The sequence below is a fragment of the Paraflavitalea pollutisoli genome (assembly GCF_029360705.1).
Lineage (GTDB): Bacteria > Bacteroidota > Bacteroidia > Chitinophagales > Chitinophagaceae > Paraflavitalea > Paraflavitalea pollutisoli.
The window spans coordinates 2752361-2768171 of record NZ_JARKMX010000008.1 but is presented as its reverse complement, the minus strand read 5'-3'; the positions used below and the strand labels follow the sequence as shown (position 1 = coordinate 2768171).

Annotated in this window: 10 protein-coding genes; 7 read left to right on the top strand and 3 right to left on the bottom strand. The window is 52.0% G+C overall.

The features are described 5' to 3' along the window. Positions 1–75 precede the first annotated feature (75 nt). The 3 genes from P2W70_RS24730 (at position 76) to P2W70_RS24720 (ending at position 6889) form a co-directional block, all read left to right on the top strand. The gene (locus P2W70_RS24730; RefSeq protein WP_276484224.1) at positions 76–3573 is read left to right on the top strand and encodes a glycosyl hydrolase; all 3498 of its coding nucleotides are present in this window, start codon (positions 76–78) and stop codon (positions 3571–3573) included. Then, on the top strand, positions 3573–5885 hold the full coding sequence (locus P2W70_RS24725) for a DUF5703 domain-containing protein (protein WP_276484223.1): 2313 nt from the start codon (positions 3573–3575) through the stop codon (positions 5883–5885). Before P2W70_RS24730 ends, P2W70_RS24725 begins: the two co-directional genes overlap by 1 nt. Positions 5886–5980: 95 nt before the next feature. Further along, positions 5981–6889 (top strand): AraC family transcriptional regulator, encoded by a 909-nt coding sequence (locus tag P2W70_RS24720; protein ID WP_276484222.1) that lies wholly within the window; start codon positions 5981–5983, stop codon positions 6887–6889. Here the strand turns inward: P2W70_RS24720 and P2W70_RS24715 are convergent. After that, complete coding sequence (locus tag P2W70_RS24715) at positions 6886–7626, bottom strand: 3-oxoacyl-ACP reductase family protein (protein WP_276484221.1); 741 nt, start codon at positions 7624–7626, stop codon at positions 6886–6888. The genes P2W70_RS24720 and P2W70_RS24715 overlap by 4 nt on opposite strands. A gap of 93 nt (positions 7627–7719) precedes the next feature. Between P2W70_RS24715 and P2W70_RS24710 the strand changes: the two genes are divergently transcribed. Further along, positions 7720–8079 (top strand): winged helix-turn-helix transcriptional regulator, encoded by a 360-nt coding sequence (locus tag P2W70_RS24710; protein ID WP_276484220.1) that lies wholly within the window; start codon positions 7720–7722, stop codon positions 8077–8079. 6 nt (positions 8080–8085) lie between these two features. Here the strand turns inward: P2W70_RS24710 and P2W70_RS24705 are convergent, their stop codons facing one another. Further along, on the bottom strand, positions 8086–11385 hold the full coding sequence (locus P2W70_RS24705) for a PAS domain-containing sensor histidine kinase (protein ID WP_276484219.1): 3300 nt from the start codon (positions 11383–11385) through the stop codon (positions 8086–8088). 108 nt (positions 11386–11493) lie between these two features. Here P2W70_RS24705 and P2W70_RS24700 point away from each other — a divergent pair, with 108 nt between their 5' ends. Both P2W70_RS24700 and P2W70_RS24695 read left to right on the top strand, forming a co-directional pair. Next, a complete protein-coding gene (locus P2W70_RS24700; RefSeq protein ID WP_276484218.1) occupies positions 11494–11745 on the top strand; it encodes a CBU_0592 family membrane protein in 252 nt (83 codons plus the stop codon). Between the two features lie 346 nt (positions 11746–12091). Further along, on the top strand, positions 12092–12736 hold the full coding sequence (locus tag P2W70_RS24695; RefSeq protein WP_276484217.1) for a hypothetical protein: 645 nt from the start codon (positions 12092–12094) through the stop codon (positions 12734–12736). A 1347-nt stretch (positions 12737–14083) separates the two neighbouring features. On the opposite strand, the gene P2W70_RS24690 is transcribed toward P2W70_RS24695, so the two are convergent. Beyond that, on the bottom strand, positions 14084–14989 hold the full coding sequence (locus P2W70_RS24690) for a serine hydrolase (protein ID WP_276484216.1): 906 nt from the start codon (positions 14987–14989) through the stop codon (positions 14084–14086). Between the two features lie 112 nt (positions 14990–15101). Between P2W70_RS24690 and P2W70_RS24685 the strand changes: the two genes are divergently transcribed. Next, a complete protein-coding gene (locus P2W70_RS24685; RefSeq protein ID WP_276484215.1) occupies positions 15102–15806 on the top strand; it encodes an NUDIX hydrolase in 705 nt (234 codons plus the stop codon). Positions 15807–15811: the final 5 nt, after the last annotated feature.

The window sequence follows — 15811 nt, the reverse complement described above, 5'->3', positions numbered from 1 at the left end:
CGGTTCTCCGTTGGCCCCGTTTTTTTTAGGGGATATCGATCATTACCCTAACTTCACACGCGATAAGGCTTTCATATGATGCACAAGAGTTTTTTACTGATTGCTGGCCTGTTGTCCGTGCTGCCCGGAATCTGGTGGTTACAGGAAAAAAATACAGCGCCTGCTCCGTCCCCCACGCAACCGGTTGCGATCCCATCGACGGTGCCCCCCTTGCAGGAAAATCTTACTAATAAATCGTTTCATCCATTCAAATCGGATACCCTGGGCTGGCCCAGCGAATCGCTGTTTCTGCGGCCCCCCGTCAGTGCCAAGCCCTGGGTATTCTGGTACTGGATGCAAGCCAGCGTATCGAAGGAAGGCATTACGGCCGACCTGGAAGCCATGCAGCAGGCAGGCATTGCCGGTGCCTACCTCGTCAGTATCAAGGATACTGCCAATCCGCCATTGTACAATCCGCCTGTAAGGCAGCTGAGCAAGGAGTGGTGGGAGATGGTGCGCCATGCCATGCTGGAAGCCAAAAGGCTCAACCTGCAACTCGCCTTTCACGTCAGCGACGGCTTTGCGCTGGCCGGTGGCCCCTGGATCACCCCCGAACTGTCGATGCAGAAACTGGTGTGGACCCGCGAATATGTCAAAGGCGGCGATTCAATGGATATCTCCCTGCCGCAACCGGACGCCAAAGAAGATTATTATAAAGATGTGGCTGTACTGGCATATCCCGCCAACAGTGTGCAGGCCTTCAGCGATACCGTATTGATTCCCCGGGTTACGACCAGTATACCCGGCTCCAAAGCCCAGTTCCTGGCTTTCGACAATGGTGGCAAGGAAAACTTCCGGAGTGATTCTGTTTGTTGGATACAGTATAAATATCCCCAGCCCTTCACCTGCCGTTCGGTGCGTATACATGTCACAGGCAGGGATTACCAGGCCCAGCGTTTATTGCTGCAGGCCAGCGATGATGGTGAGCATTTCCGCGATGTGGTGCGGTTGGAGCCTCCCCGCGCCGGCTGGCAGGATACAGAAGAAGATGTCACCCATTCCATTCCCACCGTATCGGCGCTTTATTACCGCTTTGTTTATGATAAAAAGGGGACCGAGCCTGGTGCCGAAGACCTCGATGCCGCCAAATGGAAACCGGTATTGAAAGTATCCGGTATCTATATGAGCGACGAACCGGTGCTGAACCAGTTTGAAAGCATAAATGGCTCCATGTGGCGCGTCAGTAAGCGTACTACTGTACAGCAGGTCCCTGACTCCCTGGCGGTACCGTTGAAAGACGTCGTTAACCTGACTGGTAAGATGGACAGTACCGGCAAGCTCACCTGGAAAGCCCCCGCGGGCAATTGGGTGATCGTGCGTATCGGTCATACCTCTACGGGACAACGTAATGCGACCGGTGGTGCCGGCAAAGGATTGGAATGTGATAAATTCAATCCGGCTGCTGTCAAGCTACAATTCGACAACTGGTTTGGTGAGGCGGTTCGCGTAGCGGGTCCGCAGTTGGCCAAAGATGTGCTGAAGATCTTTCACATGGATAGCTGGGAGTGTGGCAGCCAGAACTGGAGTGCCGGTTTTGCAGCGGAGTTCAAAAAGCGCCGCAAGTATGACCTGACCACCTACCTGCTGGCGATGACCGGTACCCCGGTGGAGAATGCGTCCGTATCGGAAGGGTTCCTGTACGATGTACGGCAAACCATTGCCGAACTGGTGGTCGATAATTTCTATGCACCCCTGGCCAAACTCGCGCATGGCGCCGGCGCTCAATTCAATGGAGAAACCATCGCCCCCACCATGCTGAGTGATGGCATGGCCCATTACCGCTACGTCGATCTGCCGATGGGCGAGTTTTGGCTCAACAGCCCCACGCATGACAAACCGAATGATGTATACGATGCCGTGTCGGGCGCCCATATATATGGAAAGCCGATCGTACAGGCGGAAAGTTTCACCACGCTGCGTATGGATTTCAGTGAACATCCCGGCATGCTCAAAACCCTGGGCGACCGCAATTTTGCCCTCGGCATCAACCGCCTGGCCCTCCATGTGTTTGTGCACAATCCCTGGATCGACCGCAAGCCGGGCATGACCCTTGACGGCATCGGCATGTTCTTCCAGCGCGACCAAACCTGGTGGAAGCCGGGCAAGGCCTGGATCGATTACTTGTCACGTTGCCAGGCCTTGTTGCAACTGGGCAGGCCCGTCAATGATATAGCTGTCTTTACAGGCGAAGAACTGCCGCGCCGGGCCGTGTTGCCCCACAAACTCGTCAATACCTTGCCGGGCATTATTGGTGACGAAAGGGTAGCGGCTGAGAAGCGCCGGCTAGAGAATGCCGGTACACCATTGCGTACTTTGCCGGCCGGTGTGTCCCACTCCGCGAATTTGGCCGATCCGGAAAAATGGATCGATCCATTGCGTGGTTATGCCTATGATGCCATCAATCCCGATGCATTGTTACGTCTCGCCACTGTTAAGAATAACCGGATCGTGTTACCGGGTGGCGCCAGCTATGGCGTGCTGGTGATACCCGCATCCCATAGCCTCAATCCGCAGGGGAACCTGATGACAGCCGCTGTTGAACAGAAGGTCGCCCAATTTGTAAAGGCTGGGGCCACCGTCGTGTTGGGTGAGCAACCCACGCAATCCCCTTCCTTGCAAGACAAGCTGGAGAACAAGACCCCGCAAGGGCTGAATGCTATAAAAGGCCGGGGTAAGCTGTTGAACGGTCCTTATACAGCCGATGACTTTTCTGCGCTGGGCATCGAGCGTGATTGTATAGCGGAGGAAGCGAACGGTGCTCCCGCGATCGATATCGCCTGGACGCATCGATCGGGAGGCAAGGATTTTGATATCTATTTTATCGCCAACCAGCAGGAGCGTATACGCGAACTCGTAGTGAGTTTGCGGCTAAGCGGCCGGCAGCCCGAGATCTGGGACCCGGTAGAGGGCTCAATCAGGAACGCTGAGTCGTGGGGCGTGGAGAACGGCCGCACCAAGGTGGGCTTGCGCCTGGAAGCCAATGGTTCGATCTTCCTTGTGCTGCGTAAGAAAGCGGGTGTACAACCTTTTCTGACACCCTTGCCTTACTCCTCGATCGGTGTAGAGCTGCCCGATAACTGGCAGGTGACCTTCGATCCCAAACTGGGTGGACCGTCGCAGCCCGTCGTATTCCCGACCCTGACCAGTTGGTCCAACCACAGCGACACAGCCATCAGCTATTACTCCGGTACGGCTATCTATAAAAATACCTTCGAGTGGACCTTCCCCGGAACCAGGGGCATTGGCTGGTTGCAGATCGACAGTGTATACAATTTGGCTTCGGTGAAAGTAAATGGTGTTGATTGTGGTACCGTGTGGACTTATCCTTATGGTTTGGATATTTCGCGGGCATTGAAGAAAGGTACCAATACCGTCGAGATCGCAGTGACCAATACCTGGGCCAACCGGTTGATCGGCGACGAAAGATTGCCGGCCGATAAACGCATCACCTGGACCAATTCACCGTATCGCTTACAAAATAAACCCCTGCCGCCTGCGGGCCTCGCCGGTAGGGTGCAGATCATTGTCAAATAATGAAGAAAGCCACCTTCCTGTTGTTATGGGTATGCTTGGGAGTTGTTGCACAAGCGCAGCAACCAGCGCTGGATGCTTACAACATCGTATGGACGAGCCCCTCGTCGAACGCCGGCGAGTCGATGCCATGCGGAGGTGGTGATATCGGATTGAATGTATGGGTAGAAGGAGGCGACCTCCTGATCTATGCCGCCCGCAGTGGCAGCTTCGATGAGAACAATAGTTTGCTGAAGGCCGGTCGTATCCGACTGCAATTGCAGCCTGCTGTTTTTACAGGCAGTGATTTTAAACAGGAACTTCATTTGCAAGAGGGTTATGTGACCGTGTCGGGTCGTAGTGGCGCTCAGACGGCGTCGGTCCGCATCTGGGTCGATGTATTCAGTCCGTTAGTGCATGTGGAAGTCAGCAGCAACCAGAAGATATCGGCACAGGCAACCTATGAAAGCTGGCGTTACCGCGACCGTGAGCTTACCGGCCGGGAGAACTATGGCAATTCCTGGAAATGGGGTGCTCCCAAGGGGAATAGGGCCCGGCGCGACAGCATCGATGTAAGCGGCAACGGTGTACTGTTTTTTCACCGCAATGAAAGCCCTACCATATTCGAGGCGACCATTACGCAGCAAGGCATGGACCCCGTGAAGGAGCAGTTGTACAATCCGTTGAGCAACCTCATTTCCGGCGGCAGCCTTACCGGAGAAAACTTTGTGACTGGCGCCCATACCAGCGGCATCTACGCCAATACGGATTTTCAAGGCTGGATGCTGCGCAGTGCACGGCCCGCAAAAAAGCACCACCTGCAACTCACCTTGCATACCGCACAAACCAGTTCCGTGCAACAGTGGCAACAGTCGCTCGACTCCCTGGTTGCTGCTGGTCGTACCAACAAAGCCATTGCCTATAAAGCCACCCAGACCTGGTGGCAGCAATTCTGGCAAAGGAGTTTTGTAAAGATCGGTGGCAGTGATACCAGCAGCGTAGCCTGGCAGGTAGGACGTAATTACCAGTTGTTTCGTTATATGCTGGCTTTGAATGCAAAGGGTGATTGGCCCACGAAGTTCAATGGCGGATTGTTGACCGTGGATCCTGTGTACACCGATACCGCACAAAAGTTCAACCCCGATTTCCGCAACTGGGGTGGGGGATTGCATACGGCGCAGAACCAGCGACTGGTTTATTTTCCCCTGATCAAAAGTGGCGACTGGGATATGATGCGGGCGCAGTTTGATTTTTATTTACGTATCCTGCAGAACGCCGAGCTACGTAGCAAGATATACTGGAACCATTCCGGCGCCTCCTTTACCGAGCAGATGGAGAACTATGGATTGCCCGACTATGCCGAGTATGGCACCAAACGGCCCGCCGGGTTCGACAAAGGCGTAGAGTACAATCCCTGGCTCGAATACGAGTGGGACACCGTGTTGGAGTTTTGCCTGATGATGCTGGAAGAACAGCGGTATACCGGCAAAGACATCCGTGGCTACCTGCCCTTTATCGAAAGTTGCCTGCGTTTCTTCGATGAGCATTACCAATACCGTGCAAAGCAACGGGGGGCTAAGGCGCTGGATGGTGCGGGCAAGTTGATCTTGTATCCTGGCTCGGCGGCCGAGACCTTCAAGATGGCGTACAATGCGAGTTCCACCATTGCCGGGTTATCGGTGTTGACCGATCGCTTGTTGCAGTTACCGGCTACCTACGGTACGGCGGAGCAGCGCAACTGGTGGCAGGCTTTCCGCAACCGCATCCCACCGATCCCCTACCAGCGGTTCAATGGACATACCACCATCGCGCCGGCGAAGTTGTGGGAGCGTGTCAATAATACTGAATCGCCGCAACTGTACCCGGTATTCCCCTGGGGCATCTTTGGTGTCGGCAAACCAGGTTTGGATACCGCCCTCAATACCTGGCGTTATGATACGTTTGCCCTGAAGTTTCGCAGTCATATTGGCTGGAAGCAGGACAATATTTTCGCGGCCCGCCTGGGTTTGCGCAATGAGGCCTGGCAAATGAACCAGTTGAAACTGCAGAACAGCGGACGCCGCTTTCCTGCGTTTTGGGGACCGGGATTCGATTGGGTGCCCGACCACAACTGGGGCGGTAGCGGCATGATCGGTGTACAGGAGATGCTATTGCAAACCGATGACCGGAAGATCTTGCTGTTCCCCGCCTGGCCTGCTTCCCAGGATGTGCATTTTAAATTGCATGCGCCGTATAATACGACGGTCGAAGCGAAAGTTGCCGGCGGCAAACTCGTCCAATTGACGGTGCTGCCCGAAAGCCGGCGGAAAGACGTTGTCAACCTGCTGGCTCCTTAGTGTTGATAAAGATGACCGCCTTACAGGTTTAATCCATTAATCAAGCAAGTTCTATTAAATTAGCAGCATCATCATCGGCGATAACTTGTCATATTATGAGTGTTGCGAATAAAATAGGCTCTCACAAGAACATCTGGCATGGGCTGGGCCGGCAACGGATCGAGATCCCCAAAACCGTGATCAAGTCCCGGGTACAGAACAATCCCCTGTTGTCGAAACTGTACCTATGCAGCCTGGGTTATTATCCCAAGGCGGAGAAGCACTATACCTATCGCAAAAAAGGATTACCCGAAAACTTCCTGTTCTTCTGTGTCGATGGTAAAGGCTGGTACCAGTTGGAAGACAAGCGCTATGAAGTAGGGGCCAATGAATTCTTCATCCTGCCTCAAAATACCGAGCATGCCTACGGCAGCAGTGAAGATGATCCCTGGACGATCTACTGGATCCATTTCGGTGGCGACGGACTGCCCGATTTCAACGGCATGCAGGTGGTGCAGAAACATTTCAAGCCCAGCTATGTGAAGATCAATGAAGAGGTGACGGGGCTGTTCATGAAGATGTACAAGTCGCTGGAGCTGGGGTATAGCATGGATAACCTCGTTTTTACCAGTATGTGCCTCACGCATTTTATCTCGCTCTTTATTTATAATCCACGGCATTTTCCGCAGCAGTCGACGGACAAGCTGGATGCGATCGATAGTGCGATCCTGTACATGCACCAGCACATCAGCGAAAATATTACGTTGACGGACTTGTGCAAGCATTACAACTATTCAGCCTCGCGGTTTTCCAGTCTGTTCAAACAGAAAACGGGCTACGCACCGATCGATTACTTCATACAGCTCAAAATGCAGAAAGCCACACAGCAGCTGGACTTCACCGATAAGTCGGTCAAGTCCATTGCTATGAGCATGGGCTTCGATGACCCGTATTATTTTTCCAAAAGGTTCCGGAAGATCATCGGTATGAGCCCCAAAAAATACCGGATGACACGGAAGGACTAGATATTATATCCTCCATCTATCGTAATCGCTGTACCGGTGATGAAACTGCTTTCGTCACTGGCGAGGTAAGCAACCAATCCGGCGATATGGGCGGGCGTGCCGTAATGGGCAATGGCCATGCGTTGGGTAAGACCAGCCGCATGGGGTGCATTGGCCGGATTCATATCCGTGTCGATAGGGCCAGGCTGCACCAGGTTGACGGTAATGCCCTGGGCGCCCAGGTCGCGCGCAATACCTTTGTTCAGGCCGATCAGGGCCGACTTGCTCATGGCATACAGCGCACCGCCCGCATCAGTGACCCGGTCGGCCATATTGCTGCCGATGGTGATGATGCGCCCACCGTTGGTCATATGTTGCGCGGCAGCCTGCGAAGCGACGAATACGGCGCGAACATTCACGGCCATGCTGCTTTCATACTCTTCCAGGGTAAAATGCTCGATGTGATTGGCGTTGTACACGCCGGCATTGTTGACGAGGATGTCGATACCGTGAAAAGTTTCGACAGTTAGTGCTACGGCCTTGTGGATGTCTTCGGGAGAATGGCTGTCGGCCTGGATAGCCAGGGCGTGGCCGCCAGCCTGTATTACTTCCGCTACCAAGGTTTTGGCAGCACCGGCAGATTGTGCATAGGTGAAGGCCACTTTGGCTCCTTCTGCAGCGAGGCGTTTAACGATACCGGCGCCGATACCACGGCTGCCACCGGTTACTAATGCGATCTTGTTTTCAAGGCGATTCATGCGTGTGCGTTTTTTGTTCTTTGCAAAACTACCGGCGTCGTCTTACATTTGCCAGTACCGCTAAAATTGTTAAGTACTAACAAAAATGTAAGTATGAGGAAGCAGAGCTCCACCAACACGAGGAATAAGACGGCCATCGACGCGCATTGCGGCATGGCGCATACGTTGTCGCTGATTGGTGGTCGTTGGAAACCAGGGATCCTGATGCGCCTGCTGGGCGGACGGCTGCGCTACAATGAATTACGGAAGGCCTTGGTAGGCATTTCTGAAAGAATGCTGGTGCTGCAATTGCGTGAGCTGGAGAAGGATGGATTGATCACCAGGATCGTGTATGCAGAGGTGCCACCGCGGGTGGAGTATGAACTGACAAAGGATGGTCACTCGATGCAAAAACTGCTCGAAAGTCTTTCTGACTGGGGCGTGAAACGTCTTAACCGCGCATCCAACGCATAGGCAGGCTCATGCTGTTGGTTGCTTCGCTGGTAGCAGCAAGGTAAAGACCGATCCTTCACCAGGTTCGCTGCTGGCTTCAATGATACCACCATGGGTCAGCACGATGCGCTTGCACAAGGCCAATCCGATCCCCGTTCCTTCATATTTGTTTCTCGGATGCAGTCGTTGGAAGATGGTAAAGATGAGCTTGGACATGCCGGGCTCGAACCCGATGCCATTGTCGGCGATCGTGATCACCCAGTAGTTGCTGCCCGTAAGGCCGGGTGTGGCGGCTATAAGTTCGGGCGTAGCAGGCCAGGCTTGTATGCGTAAGGTGGGTATACGGTCCGGGTGGGTGAACTTAAGCGCATTACCCATCAAGTTATACAGTAGCTGGTTCATCTGCAAAGGAATGGCTTCGATGACCGGTAGCCGTTCGATGTGGAGGATCGCCTGTTTTTGACGGATCAACAATTCAAAGTCTTCATGTACATTTTGTATCACCGTATTCAGATCGACCTGCTGGAACAAAGCTTCCTTCTTCGAGATATGGGAGTAATTGAGCAGGTCCATGATCAGCTGACTCATGCGTCCGGCGCTGGAGATCACTTTTTCCAGTAGTTGGGTGTGTTGCTCCTGTCCATGTTGCAACTGCAGGTGGTTCATGAGCATGCCTGAAAAGATCCTGATCTTCCGCAAGGGCTCCTGCAGGTCATGGGACGCTACATAGGCAAATTGCTCCAGTTCTTCATTTGATTGCTGCAGGTGCTGGTTGGCCCGGCTCAATTCTTCGGTGCGTTGCTGTACCAGTTGCTCCAGCTTGAACTCCATTTGCTTTTGGTCGGTGATGTCCTGGGCAACACCGATGAGTTCGTATGCGATCCCTTTTTCGTTGCGGTGGATCTTGCTGGTAACCCTGATATAGTATTCAGTATCGTTGAGCTGGTTGATGACGCGGTATTCGTCGGTGTACCCTGCAGCGTCGCCTTCGATGGCTTGTTGCAGGTGTTGGAGTACGCGTTGGCGGTCGGCGGGATGAATGGCTTCGAAGCCGGCAGGAAGGTTGATCTGCTCTGTTTCAAAGCCAAACCAATGGCGCAGCCGCGAAGAGAAATAGGCGAATTGCTGTTGCAGGTCTATACGCCACGTAGCCATTTGGGCCGATTCGATGGCGCTGGTCAACTGGGCTTGTGTTTGCAGCAGTTCCTGCCGGGCGAGTACCAGTTTGGTGACATCGGCAGCGGTATTGATCACTCCGTATATCTTGTCTTCGCCATCATACAATGGCTTGTAGGTAAAATTGAAATAGAAGGTTTCCAATTGCCCTTCGTTCAACAGGTCTACGCGTTCTTCATACGCATAGAAGGCGTTGCCGGTATCGTAGACCTGCTCCAGCTTGCCGGGCCAGGGCGTATCTTTTAGTTCGGGTAAGGCTTCTCTAAATGTTTTACCGATCACGGAAGCGTCGCGGTTCCACGTATGCAGTACAGCTTCGTTGGCGATCTGGATGCGCATTTCGCGGCCTGTGTACAGGGCTATCGGTACGGGGGCGCTGTGGATGAAATTGCGGAACCGCGCTTCGCTGGCTTCCAATGCTTTTTTCGTGTGTACCTGGGCGGTTACCTCGCTGGCTACCACCTGTACACCAGTAATGTGGTCACCTTCGCGGAAAGGAGCATACACGAAATTAAAATAGCCGTCTTCGATACGGCCATTGCGGTTAAGGCGGGCCAGTGTTTCGGAACCGTAGTGAGCCTTGCCAGTGCGCATCACTTCACGCATCAGGGCGGGAAAAGCCTGGTCCCTGATCTCGGGCAGTGCCTCCACAAAGGGAAGGCCGATCACCGATGCTTTTTTATCCCATAAGTTCAACAGTTTTGCGTTGGCTACTTCTACGATGAGGTCATCGCCTTTGAATACGCCCATAGCGATAGGCGCGTGCTCGATCATGCGGCGGAAGCGCTGTTCGCTTTCCTGCAGGGCTTTGCGGGATGCCAGTTCGGGCCGCAGATCGCGCATAGTGACACCCCTGCCCAGGTATTCGCCGGTCGAGGGGTCGGTGATGGAGGTATATTCAGCATGACAGGGAATGATCTCACCTGTTATGAAATGTTGCATGTCGATGATACCCGACCAGGTGCCATATTGGGCGACTGCCGGATGGACCTGCCTGCGTACCCGTTCAAATTCTTCGGCGGTCGTGAAATCGTGACTCTTGATGGTGGCAGCCTCCCGGTCAGGTTCGATGCCCATTAACTGGCGTCCGGCTTTATTGAGGTACACGAGGGTGTTGGTGGTATCGGCTACCGCCATATAATCGGCACTGTTCTCGATCAGGGCCAGCAAGCGCTGTTGTTGCTCGCGGGCTTTTACCTCGGGAGTAATGTCGAGTACCATGCCGGCAAAATTGGCTTTGGATCCGGTGGAATCGGTGAGGTAAGTTCCCAGGGCTTTCACCCAGTGGATAGATCCATCGCGCCAGATGAACCTTGCTTCATATTCCAGGTGGCCGGTGGTTGCCGCGAGCTGGTACGCGGCGTCCCGGATCGGCACATCTTCGGGATGGATATTATCCACCAGTTGCTTGCGCGTCATGCCGGTCAGGTATTCGCCGGTCAGTATTTTCGACAGCAGGGGAGAGTATTTGATATAGTTATCGGTCAGGTTGACGTTAAAGGTGCCGGCACCGGCGCCCTCTACGGCGAACTGGGCCAGCAGATCGGCTTTGTTTACCTCTTCGCGGGCCATCTTTTCACGCTCAATCAGTTGGTGGTTGATGCTGAGTTGTTGCGCCTGGGCCAACGTAAGCAGGATCATATTGACAGCCAGTGCGATCACCTGCCGGTCGTAAGGCGTGAGTGGGGCAGGGGTGGCCTGCAGCACTTCCAATACGGCGGCAGTATGTTTGTCGGCGTTGATGAGGGGGAATGAGGTGGCGGCAACAATTCCTGCCTGATCTAGTACTTTCGCGGCGGGCAGCCACCAGGGGTGGCTGTACAGTGTGGCGGGTGGGACGGCCGTTTCTCGCGCCTGCGTATCCAGGTTGCTGAGGTCACGGCACCTGAGTGCTTCCTGTAATTCGGTTGCTGGTGCAGCGGTAACGACTTCCGCGAGGTGGCGGCCAAAGGTATCGGTGAGGCAAATGGCGGCTTGAACCGGGGTCGGGCAATTCGTTTCCAGCCAGGCAGCAATGGTTTGTAAAAGATGATTGGTGGGTGTATTCTGTAATAGAAGCTGCAGTATATGCGTTTGACCTTCCAGTATTTTCCCTTCCAGTGCTGTGGGGATGGAAAGGCCTGTTTCGTCCTGGCGATGGTGGAGGCTCATGGTGCTAAAAGGGTAGGTAGCGGGTTTTTTCGAAGATAAGAAATTGTATTTAAGTATAATGTATACTTTTTTTATTTTGTTGCGTGGTTCAAATCAACACATTTCCCTATGCTTATAGAAGTGCTCGGCTGGGTCGGATCGGTCTGTATTATAGTAGCCTATATGCTCAACCTCAATAAAAAGCTGGCCGTTGACTCGGCAGCGTATTACGGGTTGAATATTGTAGGCAGTGCGCTGCTCATCGTGAATACGGCCTGGCACCATGCTTACCCTTCGATGGCGATCAACATCGTGTGGGTGATCATTCCGGTGGTGACGATTGTGCGGAGTAAAATGCAGGCGGGTAGAAAGGCAAGGTAAGTGCGAGAGCTACCGGAAATAATAATGTAACAAGGGGCCATATGCGAAGGCGTTCCATTTCAGATTGAAATAGATTCTTTGAATCCTACAAATAATCGCCTGTTGTGGCCTGATTGAGTAGATAGTTTATTACAAAAAGAAATTTGTCTTGCCGTTAGTTAATTTTCTTGAATAATTTGATTATACGGCTGGTTGTTATACATTGGATCTTGCCATCCCAGTCTTGTTGGCGGAATTGAGATAGTCACGTTTCGGATGCGAGTAATACTCCAGGAAATGCATTGCAATATGCATGGGACAACCTAAACGCAGGCAATAGGTGGCAAGTTTTTAAATCTAATGGATAATGTTTTATAAATTTTATGAGTCTTCGGAATTAGACCAGATTGGAGAATATCCTCAGTATGACTATCGTGTTGTGGTGACGAGAAATCCACAGTTGTGGCATAATCGGTTTGTCGAAGTCGCTGATCCAATTCCAATTTATGAACTGGTCAAAAGGGCGAAAGGGACGGATGTCCTTACTACGAATAGCTGGTTCAAGGATCGGGGGATGATTATAAATGGAAAGGTTGTATCACTGATTCAGACAATGAAGTTGCCTGAGTTTAAGCTAATACCATTATTTGTTTATAAATATAAGAGTGAGGAGTTGGCAGGTAGCTACTATTACTTAAACATGGTTGTCCCAGAAACACTAATAGATTTTGAGAGAACCGTATTTGCGATCATGGATATTTTCAATACAAGGCTCGAGGAAATAAAGTTTGTGGATGAGCATGAACTATTGGCATTTGGAAATAGCAACCTGAAACTTAAGGTTCGTCCTTCTAAATTAGTGCTAAACGAGCGATATGCTGATTATGATTTATTCTTCGTTTACTACGGATTCATTGAGTTCATCATTAGCGAGAAAATGAAGCTGGCGCTCGAAGAGGCAGGTATCACTGGCCTCGACATTACTGAATGTCCAGAAATACAGACTAAATAATTTATTGGTTTTCAAAGTAGATCCTGGAACCGTCTCTACACTTTCACTACCTGAAAGAAGAGGCGGTTCTGGTTTTTGGTAACTGTCCCACCCAAATCATAAATTTTACAACCAGATTACCCGTGTTCATTGCTTTTGGATCGCCAATTTAACGAACCAGTTCCTTCAACCGTTTTCGTGTCTCCGATACACATCCAGGTGCTTTTTTCAGAGATTGGTCGGAGAGTTGCGCTCTTTTTCTGGCCGGTTTCGGGTATTAATCATAAAAGCCATTAGGAGGCTCAGGAAGGCGCGTGAAATCATGGGTGGTCGTTTGGGTTGTACTTAAAATAAAGTCGTAAATTCGAGTTTCTAAACGCATTTAGCGAAGGAGGTCGATCGCTGGGTACAATCTAACCGTACAATTGCCCGCTGTTTGCCTGCAGTATGTCTACCGATTGCCTACACATTGCCTGGCTTGTCAATGACAGGAGGCAATATTTCCTTAGTGTGTAGGCAATATGCAGGCAATCTCCCGGCCCTCAGTCTACAACCCGTCAAACCACGCTCCCGAAGTAGGGGCCTTGCCGGGATTATGCACGCTTAATGGGTGCGTACTGTAGGGAGACTACTCCGGGAAAGCTCCCGAATAGCTGCGGTACTATACCAGGAATATACAGGGTTTAGTGCTCTCTCAGTGCATTCGCAGTGCTCTCCCCGTGCACTCCCAGTACATACCCCGCCCATCCGGTGTACTGTTGTCTCGTCCTGGAATAGCTATACCCGTGAATAAATCATCCTGATATAGCTTTACAGTAATCGCAATCCGGGCTCCGTTACCTGTATCCGCCTCCTGGCATGGTTTTCTTCGGGAATTGTTCGGGTTTTCATTGGTAATCCCCCGGTATTTCCCGAAGAAGTCTCGAACGAGAGACGAAAATGCCTCGAACAAAAACCGAGTAATTTCGAATAAAACCCATTGTGGGTGGTATCTGACCTCGGTACTACTCCTATGCTACTGGTATGCCACTGGTACTGGACTGGTATGGAACTGCTATGAAAGGGATACCAGTTCCCGCCCTATCCCATACCATTGTTCGACAAGTCAATGGCCATTGGGGATACAGTCGGATGGGGGAGGGGATATACCCGGTTGCGGGCAGGCAGGCCCTTGGATGATACAAAAGCTCCCTGTTCTAAGAGTCCTGTTGTGGCTGTTTCCATAAACGCGAACGCCAGTTTTTGTGGCGGAAGGGAATGTGCCGGAGCGGGAAAACGAGTAGGCTCGGCCAAAAGCCGCAGGTTTTGGCGCTGAAATCTGGAGTTGTAGGCCCCAAAAAAGGAGCTAAAACTGGAAGCACTGAGCCTTTACGGCTGCCCCACCGCGTAGTCGTAGATCATTTTCGAGACGTCGGCCAGGGCGTCGATGCCCGCCTGTTCGTTGGTAAGATCTTTGGACAGCAATACGATCGCATAAAAACGTCCATCCGGCAGGAACACGATGCCCGAATCATGCTGCACGCCGGAGATATTACCGGTCTTGTGGGCCACTTTCACGTCACCGGGCAACCGGGCCGGTATGATCTCGTTGAACTGCTGGTCGAGCAGGATGCCGATCATGGCAGCAGAAGAAGCCGAATCGACGACTTTATGTGCGGCCAGGTGGTCGTAGATGGCCAACAGGTCATTGGCGGTCGTGGTATTGTTGAGCCCCTGCTGGTAGGCCTTACTATCTTCCACTCCGCGTAACACCTGGATGGAATGGGCCGACAGGTTACGCATCGTATTGGTGACGTTTTTAGCGCCCACCAGCTCGATCATCATATTGGTGGCCAGGTTACTGCTTTTGATGATCATATCGTACACCAGTTGGTAGATGCTGCGTTTGGTGCCGATCAGGCTGTACAGCTGTTGCTCGCTATCGTCCGCGGCGTTGAGGCTATAAACGCTGCTGTCGACAATACTGTAAAACTCATTTTTAATGGTCAGCGAATCGTTCAGTGAGAAGCGCCCGGCTTTGGCCTGGTTGTATACCTCGATCATAACGGGCGTTTTCATCGTGCTGGCTGCATGAAAGACACTGTCGGCATGCACCAACACCGGACCGGTCCAGGAGGCGTAATACGCTACCCCAAAATGGCCGGGAACCTTGTCCAGCCTGGCTTTGATGTTGTCTGCCAGTTGCTGGGGCGATAGTCGGGAATTGGTTGAATGGCAAGAGGTCACTATAAGATAAATGATGGTGAATATGCAGGCTGTTTTAGTATTGCGCATACGGTGAATGTTAGCACTTCAAGGCCAATTTAGCGCAAAATCGAGCATGACCATCATATAAATACTTTGCCAGTATTTAAACTTTACTATTTTTATCGATATTTCGACCGTAATGAAACGCTACTCTCAACAAACCCGATTGCTCGTTGCCGTAGATTGCATCATCTTTGGATTCGACGGACAGGAACTAAAACTTTTATTGATCCAGCGTGGTTTTGAGCCCGAACGTGGGAAGTGGAGTTTGATGGGAGGCTTTGTAAAGCCTACTGAAAGTTTTGAAGCCTCTGCCGCCCGTGTACTGAAAGAATTGACCGGTCTCAGCGGCGTTTATATGGAACAACTGCATGCCTTCGGCGACACCCACCGTGATCCGCTCGAACGCACCGCTTCCATCGTTTATTTCAGCCTCATCGATATTCGTAAATACCAGCAGCAGCTGAATGATGACTACCATGCCGAGTGGTTCCCCATCAGCAAGCATCCCCGCCTGATCTTCGACCATGAAGCCATGATCGAAATGGCCCGGGCACGCCTCCAATACAAAGCAGCCCTGCATCCTATCCTGTTCGAACTATTGCCCGATAAATTCACCCTGCCGCAACTGCAAACGCTCTATGAAGGAATCTACGACGCGGAGATCGATAAGCGCAACTTCAGCAGGAAGGTGCTGTCGACGGGACTGTTGGTGAAGCAAAAAGAAAAGGAAAAAGAAAGTTCCAAACGCGGGGCCTTCTACTACAAACTGGACAAACGTAAGTACAACAGCAAATTCCATAACTTCCTCAACATCATTCCCAACGCCCATAATTTGATTTAACCTCC

Coding starts and splice junctions, on each gene's coding strand:
- P2W70_RS24685 (WP_276484215.1), top strand. CDS start 15,102: ATGAAACGCTACTCTCAACAAACCCGATTGCTCGTTGCCGTAGATTGC.
- P2W70_RS24700 (WP_276484218.1), top strand. CDS start 11,494: ATGCTTATAGAAGTGCTCGGCTGGGTCGGATCGGTCTGTATTATAGTA.
- P2W70_RS24730 (WP_276484224.1), top strand. CDS start 76: ATGATGCACAAGAGTTTTTTACTGATTGCTGGCCTGTTGTCCGTGCTG.
- P2W70_RS24715 (WP_276484221.1), bottom strand. CDS start 7,626: ATGAATCGCCTTGAAAACAAGATCGCATTAGTAACCGGTGGCAGCCGT.
- P2W70_RS24705 (WP_276484219.1), bottom strand. CDS start 11,385: ATGAGCCTCCACCATCGCCAGGACGAAACAGGCCTTTCCATCCCCACA.
- P2W70_RS24710 (WP_276484220.1), top strand. CDS start 7,720: ATGAGGAAGCAGAGCTCCACCAACACGAGGAATAAGACGGCCATCGAC.
- P2W70_RS24690 (WP_276484216.1), bottom strand. CDS start 14,989: ATGCGCAATACTAAAACAGCCTGCATATTCACCATCATTTATCTTATA.
- P2W70_RS24695 (WP_276484217.1), top strand. CDS start 12,092: ATGTTTTATAAATTTTATGAGTCTTCGGAATTAGACCAGATTGGAGAA.
- P2W70_RS24725 (WP_276484223.1), top strand. CDS start 3,573: ATGAAGAAAGCCACCTTCCTGTTGTTATGGGTATGCTTGGGAGTTGTT.
- P2W70_RS24720 (WP_276484222.1), top strand. CDS start 5,981: ATGAGTGTTGCGAATAAAATAGGCTCTCACAAGAACATCTGGCATGGG.